The organism is Streptomyces sp. NPDC101191 (assembly GCF_044767915.1).
In the GTDB taxonomy this organism is placed as follows: Bacteria; Actinomycetota; Actinomycetes; order Streptomycetales; family Streptomycetaceae; genus Streptomyces.
Window position 1 is genome coordinate 606019 of sequence record NZ_JBIWOU010000005.1, and the last position, 23022, is coordinate 629040.

Here is a 23022-nt window from a genome sequence, read left to right on the forward strand (position 1 = left end):
GTCTCGTTTCGTGAGGGACGACCAAGGTCATCCGCACCTGTACCGCCCCTCGCGCCCCCACCGTGCGGCGAGCCACGGCCGGAAGGTTTCTCCGTCACCCGTCCGGCCCCGTCACGGCATGAAGACCTGGTCCAGCCGGTGGATCGCGCCGTCGTCGCCGACCTGGTACCGGAAGACGAGGCCGGAGTCCGGGTGCGCGTGCACCCAGTCGATCAGCTCCTGCACCCCGATCCGCTGGTTCTCGGTGCTCGCGACGACGGGGTCGGTGGCCGTGACGTACGCGGCCTGGTCGAGCGCCCAGCGGGACTCCTCACCGCTGACGACGAACGGCGCGCCGTCGGTGTCCGGCTCACCGCAGCCCCACGCGCCGTGCTGGACCACGAGGTTGACCTTGCCGGTGTCGGCGGGGAGCTCCTCGATCCGGTAGAGCGCGAACTCGTCGGGGTCGTAGGCCTCGGGGGCGGGCGGCTCGGTGACACAACCCGTGGCCGTCTTGCCGGGCGCCGGCTTCTTCGGCGGCTTGGCGTACTGCGACGGGGCCTTCGGCCGCGGCTTCACGACCGGCTTCACGGGCGTCGGCTCCTGCGACGGCTCGGCGCTGCCGGTCGCGTCACCGGCGGGCGCCGCGGTGGCCGTTTCCACGGCGCTCGGCCCGGCGGCCGCCCCGTCCGTGGCGCCGCCCTTCTGACACCCGGTGACCACGACCGCCAGCACGACCGCCGCGGCCGCGACGACGACGGGTCTTCCTCGCCTGACGCGCATGACCTTCATTCCGGGCTCCCCCCGTGCCACGGCGGCCCGCCACGGGCCGCATCCCGGTACGGAACGTAGCAACACCCGGGCCAAGGGGCGATATTCGGCCATGGCCTGTCGCCAAGCCGCGACAATCCCGGGACAAGGAACGCCGTAAACCACCGAAGAGGGCCCCCACCGGCACGACATCACCGGCGGGGGCCCTCGTCGTCGGGGCGTCCGCGACTACTTCTTGCCCTGGTTCTTCACGGCCTCGATGGCCGCCGCCGCCGCGTCCGGGTCGAGGTAGGTGCCGCCGGGGTTGATCGGCTTGAAGTTCTCGTCGAGCTCGTAGGCCAGCGGGATGCCCGTCGGGATGTTGAGGCCCGCGATGTCGGCGTCGGAGATGCCGTCGAGGTGCTTGACGAGGGCGCGCAGGCTGTTGCCGTGGGCGGCGACCAGGACCGTGCGGCCGGCCAGCAGGTCCGGGACGATCGCGTCGTACCAGTACGGGAGCATCCGCTGGACGACGTCCTTGAGGCACTCGGTCTGCGGGCGCAGCTCCGGCGGGATGGTCGCGTAGCGGGCGTCGTGGGCCTGCGAGAACTCGCTGTCGTCCGAGAGGGCCGGCGGCGGGGTGTCGTACGAGCGGCGCCACAGCATGAACTGCTCCTCGCCGAACTCGGCGAGCGTCTGCGCCTTGTCCTTGCCCTGCAGCGCGCCGTAGTGGCGCTCGTTCAGGCGCCAGGAGCGGTGCACCGGGATCCAGTGGCGGTCGGCGGACTCCAGGGCGAGCTGCGCCGTGCGGATGGCGCGCTTCTGGAGGGAGGTGTGCAGCACGTCCGGGAGCAGGCCGGCGTCCTTGAGCAGCTCACCGCCGCGCGTCGCCTCCTTCTCGCCCTTCGGAGTGAGGTTGACGTCCACCCAGCCGGTGAACAGGTTCTTCTCGTTCCACTCGCTCTCGCCGTGGCGGAGGAGGATCAGCTTGTACGGTGCGTCGGCCATGTGTCCGAGCCTAGACGACCGCCGACGATTGACGCGCACCGTCAATTCGCTGGCGTCCGGCGTATGAGATGCGTAAGTTTCGAGCGCCGCATGAGGGACTTACACGCACCAGGGGGCCGGCCACACATGTCCATCGACTCGCTCATACGATCAGCGCGCACCACGGTCGCGGGGCTTCCGGGGGGCTTCTGGTGGCTCTGGCTGTCGACCCTGGTGAACCGGACCGGCGCCTTCGTCCTGACCTTCCTCTCCCTCTACCTCACCCAGGAGCTCGGGCACTCCGCCTGGTTCGCCGGCCTCGTCGTCGCCCTCCACGGGCTCGGCGGTGTGGCGGGCTCGCCGCTCGGCGGCATGCTCACCGACCGCTGGGGCCGCCGCCCCACGATGGTCAGCATGCACCTCGCGGCCGCCGTCTGCTCGGCCCTGCTCGCGGTCGTCACCGATCCCTGGGGCGTCGCCGTCGTCGTCCTCCTCATGGGCATCGCCATGCAGGGCGTGCGGCCCTCCATCAACGCCAGCATCGCCGACCTCGTCCCCGAGCACGACGTGCGCCGCGCCTACGCCCTCAACTACTGGGCGCTCAACCTCGGCTTCGCCATCGCCGCCATCGGCGGCGGTGTCGCCATCGTCCTCGGCTACCGCACCCTCTTCCTCGTCGACGCCGCCGCCACCGTGCTGTGCGCCCTGATCGTCTTCCTCCGCCTGCCGGAGACCCGGCCGGAGGCCAAGGTCGACGCGGCCACCGGCGAGGCGCTCGCCGAGGACCGGGTCAGCGTCCTGACCGTGCTGCGCGACGCGCCCTTCCGGACCCTGGTGCTGCTCAACCTGCTCGTCTGCCTGGTCTTCACCGCGCCCTGGATCGGCCTGCCGCTGACCATGGCCACCGAGGGCCTCGAACCCTCCGCGTACGGTGCCGTCATCGCCGTCAACGGCGTCGTCATCGTCGGCTTCCAGCTGCTCGTCAACAAGGTCACCGACAAGCGCTCGCCGGTCCTCCTGCTGACCGTCTCCTCCCTCCTCTTCGCCCTCGGCACCGGCGCCACCGCGCTGGCCGGCAGCTCGCTCGCCTTCGGCGCGACCGTCGTCGTCTGGACGATCGGCGAGATGGTCCACGTCCCCACCAACGCCGCCGCCACCGCCCGTCTCGCCCCGGAGCACGCCCGCGGCCGCTACCAGGGCGTGATGGGGATGTCCTGGGCTGTCGCCGGTTTCGTCGCGCCGATCCTGGCCGGCTGGATCGTCGACGGCCCCGGCCCGGACGTCCTGTGGATCGCCTGCGCCGTCGTCGGCGCCGTGGCCGCCCTCGGCTACCAGACCCGGCTGCGGACCGCCCTCGCCGGCGCCGAGGCGGACGTCCCGGTCGTCAAGGAGCCCGAGGACAAGGCGGAGGCCGTCAGCACCTCCTGAAGGCCTTCTGCGCCTCGTACAGATTCCGGGGGCGTACGGCGTCGGGCGCGCCGTACGCCTCCAGGCGTGTGTGGAGGTCGCCCGCGAAGTCCGGCACGTCGATCTGGTCGAACTCCCGGACCTCGCTGATCCCGGCGGTCGCGCTGTAGGGAGCCACCGTGTCCAGCCGCACGAGTCCCGCCCGGCCGTTGGTCACCGTGACGTTCCAGTGGGTGAAGCGGGCTCCGTAGAGCGGGCCCGCGGAGGCGTCGCCGCCGTGGCGTCCGTCGTTGCGGACGGTGATCTCGGTGCGGACGTTGGCGAAGGGCATCCCGCGGTGGGTGTCGAAGGTGCCGGTCTCCATGACCCCGCGCGACCACACGTTGTGGCTGGACAGGCCCTCCACGTTGATGCCGTGCAGCTGGGTGCCGGCCGGGGCGGGCACGGTGCGGGCGGCGATGCGGAAGTCCTCGACCAGGTTGTCGTGCGAGCCCTCCCGGCAGAAGTACGGGTGGTGCGCGCCGCGCCCCTCGACGCGGGTGCGGCGCAGGGTGCAGGCGGAGGCGGCGACGAGCCCGAACCCGTTGTCGACGTCGCGGACGACGACGTCCTCGGCCCAGCAGTCGTACGCGCACTGGAAGGTGACGCCGTTGTAGCCGCGGTCGAGCAGGTGCGGGGACTGGCCGAGCAGCGGCGCCTGCAGGGTCAGCCCGGTGACCCCGGAGCCGGTCAGGGCCTCGGCCCCCGAGACGAGCCGGGGGTCCCACGCGGGGCGTGCGTCGAGGGGCAGGGGGCGTTCGAGGTGGACGCGCGCGCCGTCGATCCGGGTGATCCGCACGGGCCACTCGTAGGGGACGTACGAGGTCAGCTTGGTCTTGTCGTCCCAGGTGTACGCCTCGGGGCCGGGTCCGTCGCCCGCCATGTGCTCCAGGAGGGTGTGGTCGGCGTCGTCGGCGAGCCGGAGGAGCACGAGCTGTCCGCGGTGCAGCCGGGACGGGTCGGTGACGGTGAGCGTGCGGTCGCCGCGCCGGGCCGGGCGGACGGCGGTCAGGGTGGTCCACCCGTCGCGCCGGTTGCCGGTCCAGCCCTCGAAGGGCCAGGCCCGTTCCCGGATCGCGGCGACGAGGGAGGCGTGCCGGGCCCGCGGGGAGAGCCAGATCAGGCCGCCCGCCCAGGACCAGGCGGACTTGTCGCCGCCGTAGCGGGACCCGTAGGGGCCGATGAGCTCGGTGAGGCTCCGGGTGGCGCGCAGGACCGTCCGGGCGGAGCCCGCGCCGCGCAGCACGACGCCGCTGTCACCGATGTGCAGGTAGCCGTCGATCCGGTACGTGCCGGGCGGCACGAGCACGGTGCCGCCGCCCCGCTCCCCCGCCGCCGCGAGCGCGCGGTTGATCGCGGGGGCGGAGTCGGCGGAGCCGTCGGGGGTGGCGCCGTGGGCCAGGACGTTCTCGACGACGGGCGGGCGCGGGAGCCGGGCGGCTCCGCCGTGGGCGCCGGCGGAGCCCACGTAGGGAATCTGGGGGTGGGTGCGGGGGGCGGCGGTGTACTCCTCCCAGAGGGAGGTCCGGGGTTCCCCGGGGGAGTCCGGGAGAGGGGCGGGGGTGCGCCCGGGGGTCGGGTCGGTCGTGCGGGGCGGGACGCGGGCCGGGGTCGGGCCGGGGGTGAAGCCCGTGGTCGTGGCCGCGGCCACGACGGCCGCCGCGCCGCCGACGAACGTCCTTCTGCTGAGCCTGCCGAGTGCCATGAACCTGAGCCCTTCACGTATATGAACGGTGTTCAGATTTGCGCCGGGTGGGAGCATGGCACGACATCACCCGTGCAGGAAGGGGTCAGGAAGGGGTCAGTTGGCGGGCTTCTGGGTCAGGTTCTTGAACGCGTCGAGATTCCGCGTCGACTCGCCGCGCGACACCCGCCACGCGTACTCCCGCCGGATCGCCGACGCGAAGCCCAGCTCAAGGAGCGTGTTGAAGTCGCCGTCCGCCGCCTCCAGGACGGAGCCGAGGAGCCGGTCCAGCTCCTCGGGGCTGACGGCGGCCAGCGGCAGCTTGCCGGCCAGATAGATGTCGCCGAGGGCGTCGACCGCGTAACTCACCCCGTACAGCTTGAGGTTGCGCTCCAGGAGCCAGCGGTGGACGCCGGGCTCGTTCTCGTCCGGGTGGCGGACGACGAAGGCGTTCAGCGAGAGGGAGTGGCGGCCGACGCGCAGCGACAGGGTGGTGAAGAGCTTGCGGGTGCCGGGGAGTTTGACCACGTAGGAGCCCGGCTCCGGGGACTCCCACTCCAGCTCCGCGTCCTTGAAGGTGTCCTCGACGATCCGCCGGACGTCCTGTGCCTGTGCCTCGCCCTCAGCCATGGTGCGAGCGTACGCGACGGCGGTGTTCGCGCAGCCGGTGGTCGTGCATGGCGGCCGTGTACACGTCCGCCGTCGCCGACGCCGCCGTGTCCCAGCCGAACGAGGCGGCGTGCCGGGCCGCGGCCGCGCCCATCCGGGCGGACAGCTGCGGGTCGTCGAGGAAGCGGCCCAGCGCGCGGGCGTAGTCCGCCGGGTCGTGGCCCTGCACGAGGAAGCCGGTGACGCCGTCCCGTACGGCCACGGGCAGACCGCCCACCGACGCCGCCACGACCGGGGTGCCGGCGGCCTGCGCCTCGATGGCGACGAGGCCGAAGGACTCGCTGTACGAGGGGACGACGAGCACGCTGGCCGCCCGGAACCAGTCCGCGAGCCGGTCCTGCCCGACCGGCGGGTGGAACTGGACGAGGTCGGAGATGCCCAGCTTGGCGGCGAGCTTCTGCAGCCCCTCCGGCTTGGCCAGGCCGCTGCCGCTCGGCCCGCCGACCACCGGCACCACCATGCGCGAGCGCAGCGACGGGTCGCGCTCCAGGAGCACGGCGGCGGCACGCAGCAGGATGTCCGGGGCCTTCAGCGGCTGGATGCGGCCGGCGAAGGCGGGGATGAAGGCGTCCTGCGGCAGCCCGAGCCGGGCCCGGGCGGCGGCGCGGCCGTCGGCGGGACGGAAGTGGTCGAGGTTCACCCCGGGATGGACGACGGCGATCTTGGCCGGGTCCGCCTCGTAGAAGCGGGCGAGCTCGTCGGCCTCCTCCGCCGTGTTGGCGATGAGCCGGTCGGCGGCGGCGACGACCTGGGTCTCGCCGATCACCCGGGCCGCGGGCTCGGGGGTGTCGCCCTCCGCGAGCGCCGCGTTCTTGACCTTGGCCATGGTGTGCATGGTGTGGACGAGCGGGACGCCCCAGCGCTCGGCCGCGAGCCAGCCGACGTGGCCGGAGAGCCAGTAGTGGGAGTGCACCAGGTCGTAGTGCCCGTGCCGGTGCCCCGCCCAGGCCTGCATGACGCCGTGCGTGAAGGCGCACAGCTGGGCCGGCAGCTCCTCCTTGGCGAGCCCCTCGTACGGGCCCGCGTCCACGTGCCGGACGAGCACGCCGGGCGCGAGCTCGACGACCGGGGAGAGGCCGCCGGTGGTGGCCCGGGTGAAGATCTCGACCTCGACGTTGATCGCGGCGAGCCGCTTGGCCAGCTCCACGATGTAGACGTTCATACCGCCGGCGTCACCGGTGCCGGGCTGGTGCAACGGGGAGGTGTGCACACTGAGCATGGCCACACGGCGCGGGCTGCGGGGCCGGCCGGGAAGCCGGAGCCGGGGCGGCGCCGCCAGAGTGCCGGCGAACCGGGACACGTACTGGCTCACGTCGACGGTCCTTCCGCTGTCGGGCATGGCAGACGGGGGGCGCGTCGCACCCTCCGGCGTCCAGAACACCGGAATGCCCCCTTTCATTTCCTTCGGCAGCCGCGTTTTGCCAATTCATTACCGGTAGGGAGGCGTGTCGGGGCGCGGCAGGGGCGCCCGGGAGACCCCGGCACACCCGGCGGCGGGCACGTCCGACACCCTGCGGCAGGGACATCCGACAGGCCCCGCCTCACCCCGCGGCAGGGGCGCCCGGGAGACCCCGGCACACCCCGCGGCGGGCACGTCCGACAGGGCCCGCCTCACCCCGCGGCACGGACACCCGGCGGGCCCCGCCGCACCCGGCGGCAAGGGCGTCCGACAGCCCGGCGCCCCGGCGCCAGGCGCGCCCGCCAGGCCCGCCGCGCCCCGCACCAGGAGCGCGCCGGGGGCGCCCCCGGCGCACCGCCGGGGGCACCCCGCCGCACCCCTTACGCTCGTTCCATGGCCCCGCGCACCACCCGCCCCGCCGCCCGCCCTGTCGGCACGGTCACCCGCGGGACCACCAACCCCAACCGTCTGCGCCGTCAGGACCGCTGGATCGCCGCCGTGCACGGCCCCGCCCTGCGCCGCTCCGGCACGCCGCCCGTCGCCGTCGACCTCGGCTACGGCGCCGCGCCCTGGACCCCGCTCGAGCTCCTGGAGCGGCTGCGCACCGCCGACCCCCGCACCCTCGTGGTCGGCATCGAGATCGAGCCGGCGCGGGTCGCCGCGGCCCGGCCCTACGAGCGCGAGGGGCTGACCTTCCGGCACGGCGGCTTCGAGGTGCCGGTGCCCGGCGAGGTCTCCCTCATCCGCGCGGCGAACGTGCTGCGCCAGTACGACGAGGAGCAGGTCGCCGCCGTCTGGGAGCGCCTGTGCGCGCGGCTCGCCCCCGAGGGGCTCCTGGTGGAGGGCACCTGCGACGAGATCGGCCGGCGGCACGTGTGGGTCGCGCTGGACCCGACGGGGCCCCGGACGGTGACCTTCGCGACCCGGCTGGGCTCGCTCGACCGGCCCTCCGACCTCGCGGAACGGCTGCCCAAGGCGCTGATCCACCGCAACGTCCCGGGCGAGCCGGTGCACGCCTTCCTGCGCGACTTCGACCGGGCCTGGGCGGCGGCCGCGCCGTTCGCCTCGCTGGGCGCCCGGCAGCGCTGGATCCGCGCCGTGCGCGACCTGGCGGCCGACTGGCCGCTGACGGACGGTCCGCGACGGTGGCGGCAGGGCGAGGTGACGGTGCGCTGGGAGGCGCTGGCGCCGCGGGGCTGAGCGCCCGGCCGGGCGCCCCGGCCCGGCCGCGTCACCCTTCCGCTTTCCCAACTCTCCCTGAATTCTTCCCCGTCGGGGAACGCAGCAGGAGCAACACTCGTCCCCCCTGGGGGGAAGTGACCCGACAGGCCCCGCTTTCCCCTGTCGCTTTCGTGTTCCGCATGGCACTATCGCCAGGTCACGACCACGTTACTGACGGTAAATCAGATGGGTGTCCGAGGGGGAGCCAGTGAATCGACGCCGCCATGCCATCGCCACGTTCACCGTGGTCTGCGCCCTGACGGTGCTTGCCTCACCCGTGCTCACCCTGCAGGCCTCCGCCGCGCCGCTCCCGCCGCCGCCGAAGCAGCAGAAGAAGACCCTCGAAGAGGTCCGTCAGGAGATCGACGGCCTGTACCGCCAGGCCGCGTCCGCCACCGACGCGTACAACCTCGCCGAGGAGAAGAGCAAGGAGCAGTCCGAGGAGATCGTGAAGCTGGCCCGGATGATCGTGGCCGGCCGGGAGAAGATCGAGGACCTCAAGGCCCGCGCGGGCGCCGCGGCCCGCGCGCAGTACCGCAACGGCGGACTGCCGGACGGCGCCCAGTTCGTCCTGACCGACGACCCCCAGCTCTTCCTCGACAACGCGGGACGCCTCAAGGAGGGCCACAAGGCCACCAGGGACCTGCTCGGCGAGATGAACCGCACGCAGGTCGAGCTGACCGCGTACGCCAACGACGCCAGCGTCAACTGGACCAAGCTGGAGGCCAACCGCGTCAAGCAGGCCAAGGCGAAGAAGGAGATCGACGCCAAGATCGAGGCGGCGAAGAAGCTGGAGTCCGAGCTCGCCGCCGAGGAGCGGGCGAGGCTGCTGCGCCTGGAGGAGCAGGAGCAGTACCGGAACCAGACCGCCTGGATCGGTTCGGGCATCCTCAAGGGCCTGAGCGACAAGACGACCCCGGCGGGCAAGCGGGCGGTCGAGTTCGCGACGGCGCAGATCGGCAAGCCGTACGTGTGGGGGGCCGAGGGCCCGGGCTCGTACGACTGCTCGGGGCTGACCCAGACCGCGTGGTCCGCGGCCGGCCGGAACATCCCGCGCACCTCGCAGGAGCAGTGGCGGCTGCTGCCGCACGTGGCCATCGAGGACATGCGCCCCGGCGACCTGATCGTCTACTTCAAGGACGCCAGCCACATCGGGATGTACGTGGGCAACGGGGCCATCGTCCACGCGCCCCGGCCCGGGCGGAACGTGACGATCACGGGCGCGGGCACGATGGAGATCCTCGGGGTCGTCCGGCCGGGCTGACATCCGGATCGTCCGGGGCCGGCCGCGCGTGCTGACATCCGGAACGTCCGGGGGCGTCCGGCCGGGCTGACATCTGGAACGTCCGGGGCCGGCCGCCGGGCTGACATCCGGAACGTCCAGGGGCCGGCCGCCCGGGCGGGCTGCGGAGTGACCTTTCTCATCGCCCGGAGCGCCCCCGGGGGCCTCCCCGGGAGCCCCTGGGCGGCGACTACCTCCCCATCCGTGGCATATGCCATACCGGCCTGCCGGTTCACCGCGTGATCGCCATTCCGCTGCGGCGCGCGGTACCGCTATGGTCGGTCCCCGGCCCTCGGGGGGAGGGGAAGGAAACCCAGACCGATGCCCGTACCCGTACCGCGCCAGAGAATCGATTCTCCCGCGGCACCCGGAACGCCCGGCACCTCCCACGACCTCACGCTCCTGGTCGTCGAGGACGACCCGGCCGGCGCCCTCGCCGTACCCGAACTGCTCGACGCGGCCGGGACCCGGGTCCGTATCCGTACCGCCCGCAACCTCACCGAGGCCGAGCGGCTCCTCACCGACGACGTGCACTGCGTGCTCGTCGACCTCGCCCTGCCCACCCCCCGCGGGGCCGAGGACGACCCGCTCGCACCGCTGCAGCACATCCTGCGGCTCGCACCGCGGCACGCCGTGCTCGCGCTCGCCGCGTCCGCGGACGCCGACCTCGCCGCCGAGGCCGTACGCGTCGGGGCCCAGGACCACCTCTTCCGTGAGGAGCTCGACGGGCGGCTGCTCAGCCGCGCCATCCGCTACGCCGTCGAGCGCAAGCGCAACGACGTCGTGAAGATCAAGCTGGCCGAGTCGCGGCTGCGCGCCCAGGAGAACGCGCGCCTGGAGCGCGGGCTGCTCCCCACGCCGCTCCTGGAGGGCTCCGACCTGCGGTTCGCCGCGCGCTACCGGCCCGGCCGGTCCCGTGCGCTGCTCGGCGGCGACTTCTACGACACCGTCCGCACGCCCGACGGCACCGTCCACGCCATGATCGGCGACGTCTGCGGGCACGGTCCCGACGAGGCCGCGCTCGGCGTCGAGCTGCGGATCGCCTGGCGCGCGCTGACCTTCGCGGGCCTGTGCGGGGACGAGCTGCTGTCCACCCTCCAGCAGGTCCTGGAACACGAGCGGGAGAGCGACGAGATCTTCGCGACCCTGTGCACGGTCGACATCGCGCCCGACGGACGCCGGGCCGGGCTGTGCCTGGCCGGTCATCCCTCGCCGCTGATCGCCCGGCACGGCCGGGCGGCGCAGCTCCTGCCGTACGAGGACAGCGGGCCGGCCCTCGGTGTGCTGCCGCGCGCCCGCTGGCCGCGCCGACAGGTCGAGCTGGGCCCGACCTGGAGTCTGCTCATGTACACCGACGGCCTGATCGAGGGCCGCTCGGCGGGCCCGGACTCGCCGCGGCTCGGCCAGGACGGCATGGTCGAGATGATCAACCGTCAGTTGGCCGAGGGGCTGCGGGGCGAGGAACTGCTCGACGCGGCGGTGACCGAGGTGCGCTCGCTGAACGGCGGGGAGCTGACCGACGACGTGGCGGTCCTGGCCCTGGAACGCGAGAGGGCCCGGGGATGACCCCGGGCCCGGCTCACTCGCGCACGGCTGCCGCTACCGGCCGCCGTTGTACGGGCCGTACGGGCCGTCGCTGCTCGAACCCCCGCCGCGACGCCCGCCGCCGCCACCCGTGACCTGCCGGAGCGCGGGGCGCACGTCGACCATGAAGACGATGGCGGCGATGAGCCCGGCGATCTGCAGGAACAGCATCGGCAGCAGCAGGTTCAGCAGCAGGTTGACGCCGAGCAGGATCAGCCAGAACTTCTTGGTCTGCTTGTCGGCCGCACGATAGGCGTCCTCGCGCGCCGTGGCGGCGAAGACGAACGCGGCGACGGCGAAGCCGGTGAAGACCAGAAAGGTCACCAAGGAGAGGATCGAGTCGAAGCCGTTCGCCAACATGCTGAGCACCGCCTAGGTGAGTGGGTGGAGCGCCTCGCGGCCAAGGTACCCGGTACAACGCTCCGGACACCGGGATTGGTGCCCGGACCGGGCGCTTCGCCTACCGGACGGCGCCTTCGCCCCGCGACGCCCGTCTCATGGACGTCCCGTTCCGCGACGCCCCGTTTTCCGGACGTTCGGCTTCGGGACGTCCCGTCACGCGGGGACTCAGCCCTCGACGCTCTCGGCCGCGGCCTTCTTGGCCGAGGTCTTGCGGGCGGTGGTCTTGCGGGCCGGGGCCTTCTCGGCCGCGGGCTCCTCCACGACCGCGGTCTTCGCCTCGGGCTCGGTCTCGGGCTCGACCACGACCGCGATCTCGACGATCTCCTCCGCGACCTCGCCACGCCAGGCCTTCACGGCCTCCTCGCCGTGCGCGGCGAGCTCCTCGTACTTCTCACGGGCCTTCACCGCGTACTCGGCCGCGACCCCGACCCCGCGCAGGGCCAGGTCCTGGGCCTGCTCGCCGAGCTTCTTCAGGTCGGTGTCGAGCCCGCCCACGAACTCGGCGAACCTCGCCTGCGCCTTCTCCTGGACCGCCTTCGTGTCCGTGTTCTTCACGGCCTCGATCCGGCCCGGCGCCTCGGCGGCGATCTGCTCGATCAGGCCGGGGACCTTCTTCGCCTGCTGCACGGCGAGGTCGGCGGTGCCGGCGGCGAAGTAGAGAGGGGTACGCAGTTCGTCGATGATGGCCATGGTCGTGGTCCTCCCAGAGGTTTCTACGTGTCGGTGGGCTGCGTCTGCGGCGCTTGCGGCGCCTGCTGCCCCGTGGCGCTCTCGGCGGCGTTCTCCTTACGGAAGGAGTCGTAGATCTGGAGCAGCACCTGCTTCTGCCGCTCGTTGATCGAGGGATCGGCCAGGATGACGGCGCGCGTCTCCAGCTCGTCCCGCTCCTGTTCGTCGAGAATCCCGGCGCGCACGTACAGCGTCTCGGCGGAGATCCGCAGGGCCTTCGCGACCTGCTGGAGCACCTCGGCGCTGGGCTTGCGCAGCCCCCGCTCGATCTGACTCAGATACGGATTCGACACTCCCGCCGCCTCGGCGAGCTGCCGCAGGGACAGCTGCGCGGTGCGCCGCTGCTCGCGGAGGTACTCGCCAAGGTTGCCGACGTTGAGTGAAGCCATGCCACGACCCTGCCAGCCGTTGCTAACTATTGCAAGCAGGCGCTTGCAATAGTTTTGTTACGCGGGGAGCTCAACCGTCACGTGCGGGGACAGGGCGCGCAGGAAGTCCTCGGCGTCGAACAGGGCGCCCGCCGACAGCACGCCCGACGCCGCGCGGGTACGGCCCGCGAGGACCCGCGCGACGGCCTCCACCACGAGGGGCGCCGTCACGGCGTAGATGTCCCGGCCCGTCGCCGTCGCGCGCCGCTCCCGCGCTCCGGAGCGGACGACGACGTCGACGAGGAAGGTCTGTGCCGAGCGCCCGCTCGCGTCGGCCGGGGTCGGCGCCGGCGTGTCCGCGGCGGCCAGGTCTCCCGCCGCCTCGACCGCCATGGAGGTCCGCACCTCGGGGATCGCCAGGTGACTGGGCAGCGTGACGACGTCGGCCATCGTGAACTCGCCGATCATCCTCCGCGTACCCATGGGCTCAGGGAACGCCCACTCCAGGGTGGGCGGGGCGTCGTCCCGGTAGCGGAGCCGGCCGTCCGTGAAGACCGGGCGCCGGCCGCCGCGCCGCTCGCGCGAGACCACACCCGCGGCGCGCGTCCCCGCCGTCGGGTGCCAGCTGTCCAGGCCGTAGGCGACGTGCGCCTCGTCGGCCGCCGTCCAGTCGCGCATCGCGGCGGTGGCGAGCAGGTCGCCGAGGCCGCCGTAGAAGGCCATGGCGGGCACGACGACCGTCCCGGCCGCCCGGGCCCGGTCGGCGAAGCGCTCGAACGTGTCCAGGTTGGCCTCGATCTCGGCCGCCACGTCCACGTACGGGATGCCCGCCCGCAGGGCCGCCTCGACCACGGGTCCGGCCGTCGTGGCGAAGGGGCCGGCGCAGTTCACCACCGCCGCCGCGCCCGCGAGCGCCCGGTCGAGCGCCGCCGGGTCACCGACCGGCGCCGGGCGGACGTCCCACCCGCCGTCCTCGGCCATCTCCTTCAGCTTCCGCTCGTCGCGACCCGAGAGCACCGGGACGAAACCGCGCTCGCGCAGCTCCGCCACCACGAAACGGCCCGTGTGCCCGTAGGCGCCGTACACCACCACTGTCTGTCCTGAGGTCATGTCCTCATCCTGGGCCGGGCCCGCCGCCCACCGTGAGTGTCGGAAACGACGTGGCCCGCACAGTTCCGGACACGCCCTCCCGGACCCCGCGGACGGCCGGCGGACGCCGGGGGACGCCGAGGGACGGGCGGCGGACGCCGGCGGACGGGCGGCCGACGGCTCGGGCAGCCGGGGGGCGGGGGCGGACCGCCGTCGCCCGGGGACGGCCCGCCGACGCCGGCGGTCGGGGCTCAGGCGCCGGCGGTCGGGGCTCAGGCGCCCACGTAGTCCGCGAGGTGTTGCCCCGTCAGGGTGGAGCGGTCGGCGACCAGATCGGCCGGGGTGCCCTCGAAGACGATCCGCCCGCCGTCGTGACCGGCACCGGGGCCGAGGTCGACGATCCAGTCGGCGTGCGCCATGACCGCCTGGTGGTGCTCGACCACGATCACCGACTTGCCCGAGTCGACCAGCCGGTCGAGCAGCCCGAGCAGCTGCTCCACGTCGGCGAGGTGCAGACCGGCGGTCGGCTCGTCGAGCACGTACACGCCGCCCTTGTCGCCCATGTGCGTGGCCAGCTTGAGGCGCTGCCGCTCGCCGCCGGAGAGCGTGGTGAGCGGCTGGCCCAGGCTGAGGTAGCCGAGGCCGACGTCCGCGAGCCGCTCCAGGATCCGGTGGGCGGCGGGGGTGCGCGCGTCCCCCGCGCCGAAGAACTGCTCGGCCTCGGCCACGGACATCGCGAGCACCTCGGCGATGTTCCGCCCGCCGAAGTGGTAGTCGAGCACGGAGGCCTGGAACCGCCGGCCCTCGCACTCCTCGCACGGGGTCGCGACCCCGGCCATCATCGCCAGGTCGGTGTAGACGACTCCGGCGCCGTTGCAGGTGGGGCAGGCGCCCTCGGAGTTGGCGCTGAACAGGGCCGGCTTCACGCCGTTGGCCTTGGCGAAGGCCTTGCGGATCGGGTCGAGCAGACCCGTGTACGTCGCCGGATTGCTGCGCCGCGAGCCGCGGATGGCGCCCTGGTCGACCGAGATCACGCCCGCGCCGCCCGGGATGGAGCCGTGTACGAGGGAGCTCTTGCCGGAGCCGGCGACACCGGTGACGACGGCGAGCACGCCGAGCGGGATGTCGACGTCGACGTCGTGCAGGTTGTTCGCCTTCGCGCCGCGGATCTCCAGGGTGCCGGTCGGCTCGCGCACCGCGTCCTTGAGCGAGGCGCGGTCGCCGAAGTGGCGGCCGGTGACGGTGCCGCTCCGGCGCAGCCCGGCGACGGTGCCCTCGAAGCAGACGCTGCCGCCACCGGAACCGGCGCCCGGGCCGAGGTCGACGACGTGGTCGGCGATCGCGATCGTCTCCGGCTTGTGCTCCACGACGAGGACCGTGTTCCCCTTGTCGCGCAGGCGCAGCAGCAGGTCGTTCATGCGCTGGATGTCGTGCGGGTGCAGACCGGTGGTCGGCTCGTCGAAGACGTACGTGACGTCGGTCAGGGACGACCCGAGGTGGCGGATCATCTTGACGCGCTGCGCCTCGCCACCGGAGAGCGTGCCGGAGGGGCGGTCCAGCGCGAGGTAGCCGAGGCCGATCTCGACGAAGGAGTCCAGGGTCTGCTGGAGGGTGGCGAGCAGCGGCGCCACCGACGGGTCCCCGATACCGCGGACCCAGGTGGCCAGGTCGCTGATCTGCATCGCACAGGCGTCGGCGATGCTCACCCCGTCGATCTTCGAGGAGCGGGCCCCCTCGTTGAGCCGGGTGCCGTCGCAGTCGGGGCAGACGGCGAAGGTGACCGCGCGCTCGACGAAGGCGCGGACGTGCGGCTGGAGGGAGTCGACGTCCTTCGACAGCATCGACTTCTGCAGCTTGGGGATGAGGCCCTCGTAGGTGAGGTTGATGCCCTCGACCTTGATCTTGGTGGGCTCCCGGTGGAGCAGGTCGTTCAGCTCCCGCTTGGTGAAGCGGCGGATCGGCTTGTCCATGTCGAAGAAGCCGCTGCCGCTGAAGATGCGCCCGTACCAGCCGTCCATCGTGTAGCCGGGAATGGTCAGCGCACCCTCGGCGAGCGACTTGGAGTCGTCGTAGAGCGCGGTGAGGTCGATGTCGGAGACGCTGCCGCGGCCCTCGCAGCGCGGACACATGCCGCCGGTGATGGTGAAGCTGCGGCGCTCCTTCACGGTCCTGCCGGCCTTCTCCACGGCGACCGCGCCGGCGCCGCTGATCGAGGCGACGTTGAAGGAGAAGGCCTTCGGGCCGCCGATGTGCGGCGTACCGAGGCGGCTGAAGAGGATGCGCAGCATCGCGTTGGCGTCGGTGGCGGTACCGACCGTGGAGCGGGGGTCGCCGCCCATGCGCTGCTGGTCGACGGTGATCGCGGTCGTCAGGCCGTCGAGGACGTCGACCTCGGGGCGGCCCAGCGAGGGCATGAAGCCCTGCACGAAGGCGCTGTAGGTCTCGTTGATCAGCCGCTGCGACTCGGCGGCGATCGTGTCGAACACCAGGGAGCTCTTGCCGGAGCCTGAGACCCCCGTGAACACGGTGAGCCGGCGCTTCGGGAGCTCGATGCTGACGTCCTTGAGGTTGTTCTCTCGCGCCCCGTGCACGCGGATCATGTCGTGGCTGTCGGCGGCGTGCGACTTGCTCATGGCTGACATCTCTCCCTGCGATCCCTGCAGTTCCGCGGTGCCCGCGGTGCCTGCGGTCCCCTACGGCCCCTGCGCTGCGGTCCTGGGAGCCAGGCTAGGCGGCACGGCGCGGCGCTGCTTCTCGATTCCTGTTCTCCTGTGGACAACCGCCCTGCCTGTGGACAACCGGCCCACCGTGGGCGCGCCGTGCCATGCTTGATCCGTGACGCCGCCGCCGAGCCTCGACGACCTGGTACGACTGCGCCGCGCGCGGGACATGATGGACCGCGACTACGCGGAGCCGCTGGACGTCCCGGCCCTCGCCCGGGCCGCGCTGATGTCCGCGGGGCACTTCCAGCGCAGCTTCCGGGCGGCGTACGGGGAGACGCCCTACAGCTATCTGATGACCCGCCGCGTCGAGCGGGCGAAGGCGCTGCTGCGGCGCGGCGACCTGAGCGTGACGGAGGTCTGCTTCGCGGTGGGCTGTACGTCGCTCGGCTCGTTCAGCACGCGCTTCACGGAGCTCGTCGGGGAGAGCCCGAGCGCGTACCGGGCGCGGGACCACGAGGCGGGCGAGCCGATCCCGGCGTGCGTGGCGAAGTTCCTGACGCGCCCGACCCGGGCACCGAAGAGTCCGGCCCCGGAGACCACCGCGTAGGGGGCCCCCGAGATCCCCGCGTACGACGGCCCGGGGCCGCCGCACACGGCGGATCGGCAACGGATCAGGAACGGAGAAGCGGAAAGCTCCCCCGGCTCGTAGCGTCGTCGCCATGAACACCATCAACCTCTCCCAGTGCTTCATCGCCGTCGACGACCACGACAAGGCGCTCGAGTTCTACCGCGACGCCCTCGGTCTGGAGATCCGCAACGACGTCTCCTTCGAGGGGATGCGGTGGGTCACCGTCGGCTCGCCGACGCAGCCGGACGTCGAGATCGTCCTCGAACCGCCGCTGGCGGACCCGAACGCCCCGTCCGCCGACCGCCAGGCGGCCGCCGAGCTGCTCGCCAAGGGCATGCTGCGCGGCGTCATCTTCCGGACGGACGACGTGGACGCCACCTTCGAGCGCATCCGCTCGGCGGGCGGCGAGGTCCTCCAGGAGCCCATGGACCAGCCGTACGGGGTGCGCGACTGCGCGTTCCGCGACCCGGCGGGCAACATGCTGCGGTTCAACCAGCCGCGCGCCTGACCCGGGTGCCGCCTCCCGGGGCCTCAGCCACCCTGGGAGGCGATCCACACCAGGATCCCGGCCACGAGCGGAAGGGCCACGCCACCGGCGAGCAGGAAGCGCGCCGGCACGGACAGGCGCCGCACCGGCGGGAGGAAGGTCAGACCGACCGGGACGCCGAAGGCGCCGAGCCCGACGAGCGTGCTCCACAGCACCACGTCACCGACCGGCACCCCCGTCGCCGCGCCGAAGAAGACGGCGAGGAACACCAGCATCGCCGGGTAGGACAGCAGCACCAGCACCACCGCCCACACCAGCCCGGCCAGGACCGCGACGCCCGCCTGCCCGCGGCGGGGCGCCGGCGCCGGGCGGCCGGGTCCGTACAGCGCCGTGTACGCATCGGGGTTCATGGTCGGCTCCTCGGGTGTGGTGCGGGGTCAGGGCCCCATCCTCACCGCGCGCCGCCGCCCGGGCCTGAGCACGCCCGCTCATCTCCGCCGGGCCCCGTACTCATCCACCCAGGCCGCGACCACCGCGTAGTCCGCCTCCGTGAGGCCCGTCCGCGGGTCGACGCGGAGGAGGAGGGCGGGGGCGGGGTGGCGCGCGGCCACCCAGAGCCGGTCGGCCCCGGTGATCTCGTCGTCGAGCCAGACGTACGGCCGCCCGGCGGCCCAGGCGGCGAGGGGCCGGGTCTTCCAGTGCAGGCCCGCCGGGGCCGCCGGCCCCCCGCCCGGGCCGTCGTCCTCGTCCTCGTCCTCTTCGGGCCAGTGCACGACCGGGAGCGGCGCGAGCCCGAGCCGCGGGGCGAGGACGTCGTTCGCGTGGTCGGTCCAGGTGGTCGCCCAGACCGGCTCGCAGCCCAGGGCCGTGAGGCGCCGACCGTGGGCGGGGTCCACGCGGTGGAGCAGCGGATGGGCGTCCGGGGGCGGCTCGGGGGCGTACGCGGGGTAGGGCCCGGGGCCACCGAAGGGGAGGAGCGGGCCGTCCACGTCGAGGAAGAGCAGGGGCCGCATGCCCTCAGCCTGCCACGCGCTCCCGCCCGCTCGCCCCTCGCTGATCGTCCGCAACGGAACCTTTCTCGCTACCCTGGCCGCATGACTGCCATGGCGCCCACCCGGACCGAGCCCGACCTCTCCTACCTCCTCGACCACTCCAGTCATGTGCTGCGCACGCAGATGGCGGCGGCGCTCGGCGAGATCGGACTGACCGCGCGGATGCACTGCGTCCTCGTGCACGCGCTGGAGGAGGAGCGGACGCAGGCGCAGCTCGCCGAGATCGGGGACATGGACAAGACCACGATGGTGGTGACCGTGGACGCGCTGGAGAAGGCCGGATACGCGGAGCGACGGCCGTCGAGCGTCGACCGGCGGGCGCGGATCATCGCGGTGACCGAGGAGGGCGCGAAGGTCGCCGCGCGGAGTCAGAAGATCGTCGACGAGGTGCACCTGAGCGCGCTCGGTTCGCTGCCGGACGAGGAGCGCGAGGTCCTGCTGCGGGCGCTGAACCGGCTGGTCACCGGGCATCTGGAGACGCCCGCCGAGGGGGCGCGCACCGCGCGGAGGGCCCGCCAGTCCGCCAGGTGAGCGCGGCGCGGCCGGCGCGAGGAGCGAGGCCCGCGAGCGGTGCGGCCGGCGCGAAGATCGAAGCCGGCCAGGAGCGGTGCGGCCGGCGCGAAGAGCGAAGCCGCCCGCGAGCGGTGCGGCGGCGCGAAGAGCGAGGCCCTGGCGAGCTCCGCGACCGACCGGACGAGGAGAACCACGAGTAAGACCGAGATAGATGGTCTGCAACAAAACTATCTGCTAGCGTCCTTCCTGTTGCCCCTTTCGACAGGAGAGCTCGCCATGCGTACTTCCCGTTGGACCGCCCTCGGCGTCCTCGCCACGAGCATGCTGATGACCGTCCTCGACGGCAGCATCGTCACGGTCGCCATGCCCGCCATCCAGGCCGACCTCGGCTTCACCCCCACCGGACTCAGCTGGGTCGTGAACGCCTACCTCATCGCCTTCGGCGCACTGCTGCTCCTCTTCGGGCGCCTCGGCGACCTCCTCGGCCGCAAGCGCGTGTTCCTCGCCGGGACCGGCGTCTTCACCGCCGCCTCGCTCCTCGCCGGCGCCGCCACCTCCCCCGGTGTCCTCATCGCCGCCCGCTTCCTCCAGGGCGTCGGCAGCGCGGCGGCATCCGCCGTCAGCCTCGGCATCCTCGTCACGCTCTTCACCGAACCCCGCGAACGCGCCAAGGCCTTCGCCGTGTTCAGCTTCACCGGCGCAGCCGGCGCCTCCATCGGCCAGGTCCTCGGCGGGCTCCTCACCGACGCCCTCGCCTGGAACTGGATCTTCTTCATCAACCTCCCCATCGGCGCCGCCGCCCTCCTCGCCGCCCTTCGGGCCCTCCCCGCCGACCGCGGCCTCGGCCTGCGCGCCGGCGCCGACGTCCTCGGCGCGCTGCTCGTCACCTCCGGACTCATGACCGGCATCTACACCGTCGTCAAGATCGAGGAGTACGGGGCCGGTTCGGCCCGCACCCTCGGCCTCGGCGCCCTCGCGCTGGTCCTCCTCGCCGGATTCGCGGTCCGCCAGGCCACCGCGGCCCACCCCCTGATGCCACTGCGCATCCTGCGCTCCCGCAGCGTCGCGGGCGCCAACCTCGTCCAGATGCTGATGGTCGCCGCGCTGTTCTCCTTCCAGGTCCTCGTCGCGCTCTACCTGCAGAAGGTCCAGGGCTACGGCGCCGCGGAGACCGGCCTCGCGATGCTGCCCGCCGCCGTCGTCATCGGCGGCGTCTCCCTGGGCCTCTCGGCCCGCCTGATCACCCGCTTCGGCGAGCGGAACATCCTGCTCACCGGTCTCGTCCTGCTCGTCGGCGTGCTCGGCCTGCTCACCCGGACCCCGGTCCACGCCTCCTACGCCGTCGACCTGCTGCCCGTGATGCTGCTCGCCGCCGGCTTCGGCCTCGCGCTGCCCGCGCTGACCGCGCTCGGCATGTCCGGCGCCAAGGAGGAGGACGCCGGCCTCGCCTCCGGTCTGTTCAACACCACCCAGCAGATCGGCATGGCCGTCGGTGTCGCGGTCCTGTCCACCCTGGCCGCCGCCCGCACCGAGACCCTCACCGCCGCCGGCAGCCCCGCCGCCGAGGCCCTCACCGGCGGTTACCACCTCGCCTTCGGCGTCGGCGCCGGCCTCCTCGTCGCCGCGTTCGCCGCCGCCTTCCTGCTGCTCCGCACGGACCGGCCCGCCCGCCGGGAGCTGACCATGGCCGCATGAGAGCGGGCCGACCCGCCGCCAGCCTGCACTTCTCGCAGGCCCGCGGACAGGGCGCCCCCGTCAGCGGCCGCCGAGCTCGCCCCCGAGCCCGAGGCGTCGGAGCGCACCGACCCCCGCCGCGACCCCGAAGCGCCGGCCGCCGCCGGAGTCCCCGTCCACCCGACGGCGGGCGAGGGCGGCGGCCGGCGCTCCGCCGCCCCCGCCCGGACCGGCGCCGAACTCAGCGCCCCGTACGTTCCAGCGGCGCCGGCAGCGGCTGCCGGTGCACCAGGTCCAGCCGTGACACCGCGCGGGTGAGGACCACGTAGAGGCGGTGCAGGCCGCGCGGCTCGGCCGCCACGATCGCGGCCGGCTCGGCGACGACGACATGGTCGTACTCCAGGCCCTTGGCGAGCGACGCGGGGACGACGGAGACCCGGCCGGGGAGTCCCGCCCCCTCCCCCGGCCCGCCCGACGCGCCGGCCCCACGCCTTTCCGGCACATCTTCCCCGAGCCCTTCCGGCACGCCCTCCCCCAGGCCCCGGGCCAGGCCTTCCGTCAGCCCCGCGACCGCCGCGTCCGCGGCGATGACGCCCACCGAGCCCTCTTCCGCCAGGGCCGCGCGGACCGCCGCGGTCACCCCCGCGACCACGTCGCCGACCCTGCGGACGGTCACCTCGCCGCCCGCGCGCAGCGAACGCCCGGCCGGGACCCCCGCGCCCAGCTCCGGAAGCAGCCGGTTGGCGAGGTCGACGACCGCCGCCGGGACCCGGTAGCCGGTCGTCAGCGGGACCACCGCCGCACCCGGCTTGCCCAGATGGGCCAGTTGCTCGCGCCAGTCGCGTGCCGCCCACGGGGTCGTGCCCTGCGCCAGGTCGCCGAGAACGGTCAGGGAGCCGAAGTCGGCGCGCCGCGCGATGACCCGGCACTCCATCGGCGACAGGTCCTGAGCCTCGTCGACGACGATGTGCGCATAGCCCCCGGGCCGCTCGACGAGGCCGGCCAGCTCGTCGAGGAGGACGAGGTCGGCGGCGCTCCAGCGGGCGCTGCGGAAGGAACGCGGGGCCCGCGCCCAGCGCAGCGCGGCCCGCTCCGCCTCGTCGAGCAGCGGGTCCCGCGGCTTCGTCAGGACCTCGGCGAGCACCTCCTCCGGAGTGACCTTGGGCCAGCAGGCGTCCACACAGGCCGACACCGGCCGGGCCCGCTCCACGCGGCGCACCCAGGCGGCCCCGAGGACCCCGGCCCGGCGCTCCGCCCGCAGCTGCAGGGCCCGCACGATCCGGGCCCGGACCCGCTCGCGCCCGGTGGCGTAGGGCGGGGCCTCCTCCCGTACGGCCACGACGATCGCGGCGAGTTCGCGGGCCGGCACCCGCCACTGGTACGAGCCGTCCGGCACCACCAGGTCCTCGGCGGGCGCCGGGTCCACCCGCGCGTACAGGGCCCGGCGCAGCACCTGTGCCATCCGGACGTCGTGCTTGACCCGGGCCGCCGCCGGGCCGTCCTCGGCGCGCACCTCGTGGCGGGCGATCTCGTCGTCGACGGTGGACTGGCGCACGCCGGTCTCGCCGAGGGCGGGCAGCACCTCGGAGATGTAGGAGAGGAAGGTGCGGTTGGGCCCGAGGACGAGCAGCCCGGAGCGCTGGAGGCGCTGCGGGTGGGTGTAGAGCAGATACGCGGCGCGGTGCAGCCCGACGGCCGTCTTGCCGGTGCCCGGCGCACCCTGCACGCAGAGCGAGTCGGCGGGCCCCGATCGCACGAGCTCGTCCTGCTCGGGCTGGAGCGTCGCGGCGATGTCGCGCATGGGGCCGACGCGGGGGCGCTCGATCTCCGAGGCGAGGATCGTCCCCGGCCCGGCCGCGCCCGCGGGCGCCCCGGCGCCCTCCGCCCCGGCGCCCTCCGCCCCGGGCGCGCGCGAGGATCCGCGCCCGCCCGCCGCCCAGGACGGCCCGGCCGTCGGCCGCACCCCCGTCAGGTGCTCGTCCTCCAGTGCCGTCAGGTCCTCGGACGCCCCGAGGCTGCCCGGCGCCCAGCCGAACCGGCGGCGCCGCAGCACGCCCTGCGGATCCTGGGGCCCCGCCTGGTAGTACGCGCGGGAGACCGGCGCGCGCCAGTCGACGACGAGCGGCGGGGCGGCCGGGTGCTCGGCGATCCGGCGCCGGCCGATGTGGTGGACCTGGCCGTCCTCGCGGTCGAGGCGCCCGAAGAAGAGGGGGCCGGGCGGCATCTCGCGGAAGACCTTGGCGCGGCTGCGCAGATGGTGGCCGAGGACCTCGGCGTCCGCCCCGGAGGCGGCCGTGTCCTCGCCGATGACGACCTGCTCCTCGACGTCCTCGGTCATGCGGACGAGGGCGGCCCGGCAGGCGTCGTGGTGGGTGCGTTCCCGGTCGAGGTCATGACGGAGCGACTTCATGCCCGC

General features: G+C 73.7%; 21 protein-coding genes. 8 read left to right on the top strand and 13 right to left on the bottom strand.

Annotated elements, in window-relative coordinates:
• Positions 1-111: 111 nt before the first annotated feature.
• Both ACIRQF_RS22625 and ACIRQF_RS22630 read right to left on the bottom strand, forming a co-directional pair.
• A complete protein-coding gene (locus ACIRQF_RS22625) occupies positions 112-771 on the bottom strand; it encodes a hypothetical protein (RefSeq protein ID WP_404094424.1) in 660 nt (219 codons plus the stop codon).
• 207 nt (positions 772-978) lie between these two features.
• Entirely contained in the window at positions 979-1737 is a 759-nt protein-coding gene (locus ACIRQF_RS22630) for a phosphoglyceromutase (RefSeq protein WP_376632755.1), read from the bottom strand.
• 126 nt (positions 1738-1863) lie between these two features.
• On the opposite strand from ACIRQF_RS22630, the gene ACIRQF_RS22635 reads away from it, so the two are divergent.
• Positions 1864-3144, top strand: a complete 1281-nt coding sequence (locus ACIRQF_RS22635) for an MDR family MFS transporter (protein WP_404094426.1) — start codon at positions 1864-1866, stop codon at positions 3142-3144.
• Here the strand turns inward: ACIRQF_RS22635 and ACIRQF_RS22640 are convergent.
• The 3 genes from ACIRQF_RS22640 to mshA form a co-directional block, all read right to left on the bottom strand.
• Positions 3131-4867, bottom strand: a complete 1737-nt coding sequence (locus ACIRQF_RS22640) for a glycosyl hydrolase family 28-related protein (RefSeq protein WP_404094429.1) — start codon at positions 4865-4867, stop codon at positions 3131-3133. The two genes, ACIRQF_RS22635 and ACIRQF_RS22640, sit on opposite strands and share 14 nt — an antisense overlap.
• Positions 4868-4963: 96 nt before the next feature.
• Positions 4964-5476 (bottom strand): YbjN domain-containing protein, encoded by a 513-nt coding sequence (locus tag ACIRQF_RS22645; protein ID WP_376632750.1) that lies wholly within the window; start codon positions 5474-5476, stop codon positions 4964-4966.
• Positions 5469-6827, bottom strand: a complete 1359-nt coding sequence (gene mshA / locus ACIRQF_RS22650) for a D-inositol-3-phosphate glycosyltransferase (protein WP_376632748.1) — start codon at positions 6825-6827, stop codon at positions 5469-5471. The genes ACIRQF_RS22645 and mshA overlap by 8 nt, the downstream gene beginning before the upstream one ends.
• Before the next feature lie 480 nt (positions 6828-7307).
• On the opposite strand from mshA, the gene ACIRQF_RS22655 reads away from it, so the two are divergent.
• The 3 genes from ACIRQF_RS22655 to ACIRQF_RS22665 all read left to right on the top strand — a co-directional run bounded on the left by ACIRQF_RS22655 (position 7308) and on the right by ACIRQF_RS22665 (position 10983).
• Positions 7308-8114 (top strand): class I SAM-dependent methyltransferase, encoded by an 807-nt coding sequence (locus ACIRQF_RS22655; protein WP_389751097.1) that lies wholly within the window; start codon positions 7308-7310, stop codon positions 8112-8114.
• Positions 8115-8343: 229 nt separating this feature from the next.
• Positions 8344-9399 carry an NlpC/P60 family protein gene (locus ACIRQF_RS22660; protein ID WP_376632745.1) on the top strand — a complete coding sequence of 352 codons (1056 nt, stop codon included), beginning with the start codon at positions 8344-8346 and terminating at the stop codon, positions 9397-9399.
• A gap of 339 nt (positions 9400-9738) precedes the next feature.
• Positions 9739-10983 carry a PP2C family protein-serine/threonine phosphatase gene (locus tag ACIRQF_RS22665; RefSeq protein WP_376632744.1) on the top strand — a complete coding sequence of 415 codons (1245 nt, stop codon included), beginning with the start codon at positions 9739-9741 and terminating at the stop codon, positions 10981-10983.
• 33 nt (positions 10984-11016) lie between these two features.
• On the opposite strand, the gene ACIRQF_RS22670 is transcribed toward ACIRQF_RS22665, so the two are convergent.
• From ACIRQF_RS22670 to ACIRQF_RS22690, 5 genes are all read right to left on the bottom strand, one after another.
• Positions 11017-11361, bottom strand: coding sequence for a DUF2516 family protein (locus ACIRQF_RS22670; protein WP_376632743.1), 345 nt, complete (start codon positions 11359-11361; stop codon positions 11017-11019).
• Between the two features lie 207 nt (positions 11362-11568).
• Positions 11569-12093, bottom strand: a complete 525-nt coding sequence (locus ACIRQF_RS22675) for a hypothetical protein (protein ID WP_382479386.1) — start codon at positions 12091-12093, stop codon at positions 11569-11571.
• A 23-nt stretch (positions 12094-12116) separates the two neighbouring features.
• A complete protein-coding gene (locus ACIRQF_RS22680; protein ID WP_376632739.1) occupies positions 12117-12521 on the bottom strand; it encodes a helix-turn-helix domain-containing protein in 405 nt (134 codons plus the stop codon).
• 57 nt (positions 12522-12578) lie between these two features.
• Complete coding sequence (locus ACIRQF_RS22685; protein WP_404094436.1) at positions 12579-13610, bottom strand: saccharopine dehydrogenase family protein; 1032 nt, start codon at positions 13608-13610, stop codon at positions 12579-12581.
• A gap of 251 nt (positions 13611-13861) precedes the next feature.
• A complete protein-coding gene (locus tag ACIRQF_RS22690) occupies positions 13862-16222 on the bottom strand; it encodes an ATP-binding cassette domain-containing protein (RefSeq protein ID WP_404094439.1) in 2361 nt (786 codons plus the stop codon).
• Between the two features lie 256 nt (positions 16223-16478).
• Here ACIRQF_RS22690 and ACIRQF_RS22695 point away from each other — a divergent pair, with 256 nt between their 5' ends.
• A complete protein-coding gene (locus ACIRQF_RS22695; RefSeq protein WP_382479436.1) occupies positions 16479-16859 on the top strand; it encodes a helix-turn-helix transcriptional regulator in 381 nt (126 codons plus the stop codon).
• A gap of 112 nt (positions 16860-16971) precedes the next feature.
• On the top strand, positions 16972-17388 hold the full coding sequence (locus ACIRQF_RS22700) for a VOC family protein (RefSeq protein ID WP_376632733.1): 417 nt from the start codon (positions 16972-16974) through the stop codon (positions 17386-17388).
• A 23-nt stretch (positions 17389-17411) separates the two neighbouring features.
• Here ACIRQF_RS22700 and ACIRQF_RS22705 read toward each other — a convergent pair whose 3' ends face one another.
• A complete protein-coding gene (locus ACIRQF_RS22705) occupies positions 17412-17777 on the bottom strand; it encodes a hypothetical protein (RefSeq protein ID WP_382479392.1) in 366 nt (121 codons plus the stop codon).
• Positions 17778-17855: 78 nt separating this feature from the next.
• Positions 17856-18380: an HAD domain-containing protein gene (locus ACIRQF_RS22710; protein ID WP_382479394.1), complete on the bottom strand. Its 525-nt coding sequence runs from the start codon at positions 18378-18380 to the stop codon at positions 17856-17858.
• 81 nt (positions 18381-18461) lie between these two features.
• On the opposite strand from ACIRQF_RS22710, the gene ACIRQF_RS22715 reads away from it, so the two are divergent.
• Both ACIRQF_RS22715 and ACIRQF_RS22720 read left to right on the top strand, forming a co-directional pair.
• Positions 18462-18950 carry a MarR family winged helix-turn-helix transcriptional regulator gene (locus ACIRQF_RS22715; protein WP_376632729.1) on the top strand — a complete coding sequence of 163 codons (489 nt, stop codon included), beginning with the start codon at positions 18462-18464 and terminating at the stop codon, positions 18948-18950.
• A gap of 258 nt (positions 18951-19208) precedes the next feature.
• Positions 19209-20627 carry an MFS transporter gene (locus ACIRQF_RS22720; protein ID WP_404094443.1) on the top strand — a complete coding sequence of 473 codons (1419 nt, stop codon included), beginning with the start codon at positions 19209-19211 and terminating at the stop codon, positions 20625-20627.
• Between the two features lie 220 nt (positions 20628-20847).
• On the opposite strand, the gene ACIRQF_RS22725 is transcribed toward ACIRQF_RS22720, so the two are convergent.
• Positions 20848-23016: a HelD family protein gene (locus ACIRQF_RS22725; RefSeq protein WP_404094445.1), complete on the bottom strand. Its 2169-nt coding sequence runs from the start codon at positions 23014-23016 to the stop codon at positions 20848-20850.
• Positions 23017-23022: the final 6 nt, after the last annotated feature.

Excerpts from the sequence above, each read along its gene's own strand:
- ACIRQF_RS22700 (WP_376632733.1), top strand. The coding sequence starts at position 16,972 with ATGAACACCATCAACCTCTCCCAGTGCTTCATCGCCGTCGACGACCAC.
- ACIRQF_RS22705 (WP_382479392.1), bottom strand. The coding sequence starts at position 17,777 with ATGAACCCCGATGCGTACACGGCGCTGTACGGACCCGGCCGCCCGGCG.
- ACIRQF_RS22715 (WP_376632729.1), top strand. The coding sequence starts at position 18,462 with ATGACTGCCATGGCGCCCACCCGGACCGAGCCCGACCTCTCCTACCTC.
- ACIRQF_RS22710 (WP_382479394.1), bottom strand. The coding sequence starts at position 18,380 with ATGCGGCCCCTGCTCTTCCTCGACGTGGACGGCCCGCTCCTCCCCTTC.
- ACIRQF_RS22720 (WP_404094443.1), top strand. The coding sequence starts at position 19,209 with ATGCGTACTTCCCGTTGGACCGCCCTCGGCGTCCTCGCCACGAGCATG.
- ACIRQF_RS22670 (WP_376632743.1), bottom strand. The coding sequence starts at position 11,361 with ATGTTGGCGAACGGCTTCGACTCGATCCTCTCCTTGGTGACCTTTCTG.
- ACIRQF_RS22625 (WP_404094424.1), bottom strand. The coding sequence starts at position 771 with ATGAAGGTCATGCGCGTCAGGCGAGGAAGACCCGTCGTCGTCGCGGCC.
- ACIRQF_RS22695 (WP_382479436.1), top strand. The coding sequence starts at position 16,479 with ATGATGGACCGCGACTACGCGGAGCCGCTGGACGTCCCGGCCCTCGCC.
- ACIRQF_RS22685 (WP_404094436.1), bottom strand. The coding sequence starts at position 13,610 with ATGACCTCAGGACAGACAGTGGTGGTGTACGGCGCCTACGGGCACACG.
- ACIRQF_RS22645 (WP_376632750.1), bottom strand. The coding sequence starts at position 5,476 with ATGGCTGAGGGCGAGGCACAGGCACAGGACGTCCGGCGGATCGTCGAG.
- ACIRQF_RS22665 (WP_376632744.1), top strand. The coding sequence starts at position 9,739 with ATGCCCGTACCCGTACCGCGCCAGAGAATCGATTCTCCCGCGGCACCC.
- ACIRQF_RS22655 (WP_389751097.1), top strand. The coding sequence starts at position 7,308 with ATGGCCCCGCGCACCACCCGCCCCGCCGCCCGCCCTGTCGGCACGGTC.
- ACIRQF_RS22675 (WP_382479386.1), bottom strand. The coding sequence starts at position 12,093 with ATGGCCATCATCGACGAACTGCGTACCCCTCTCTACTTCGCCGCCGGC.
- ACIRQF_RS22680 (WP_376632739.1), bottom strand. The coding sequence starts at position 12,521 with ATGGCTTCACTCAACGTCGGCAACCTTGGCGAGTACCTCCGCGAGCAG.
- ACIRQF_RS22630 (WP_376632755.1), bottom strand. The coding sequence starts at position 1,737 with ATGGCCGACGCACCGTACAAGCTGATCCTCCTCCGCCACGGCGAGAGC.
- ACIRQF_RS22725 (WP_404094445.1), bottom strand. The coding sequence starts at position 23,016 with ATGAAGTCGCTCCGTCATGACCTCGACCGGGAACGCACCCACCACGAC.
- ACIRQF_RS22690 (WP_404094439.1), bottom strand. The coding sequence starts at position 16,222 with ATGAGCAAGTCGCACGCCGCCGACAGCCACGACATGATCCGCGTGCAC.
- ACIRQF_RS22635 (WP_404094426.1), top strand. The coding sequence starts at position 1,864 with ATGTCCATCGACTCGCTCATACGATCAGCGCGCACCACGGTCGCGGGG.
- ACIRQF_RS22640 (WP_404094429.1), bottom strand. The coding sequence starts at position 4,867 with ATGGCACTCGGCAGGCTCAGCAGAAGGACGTTCGTCGGCGGCGCGGCG.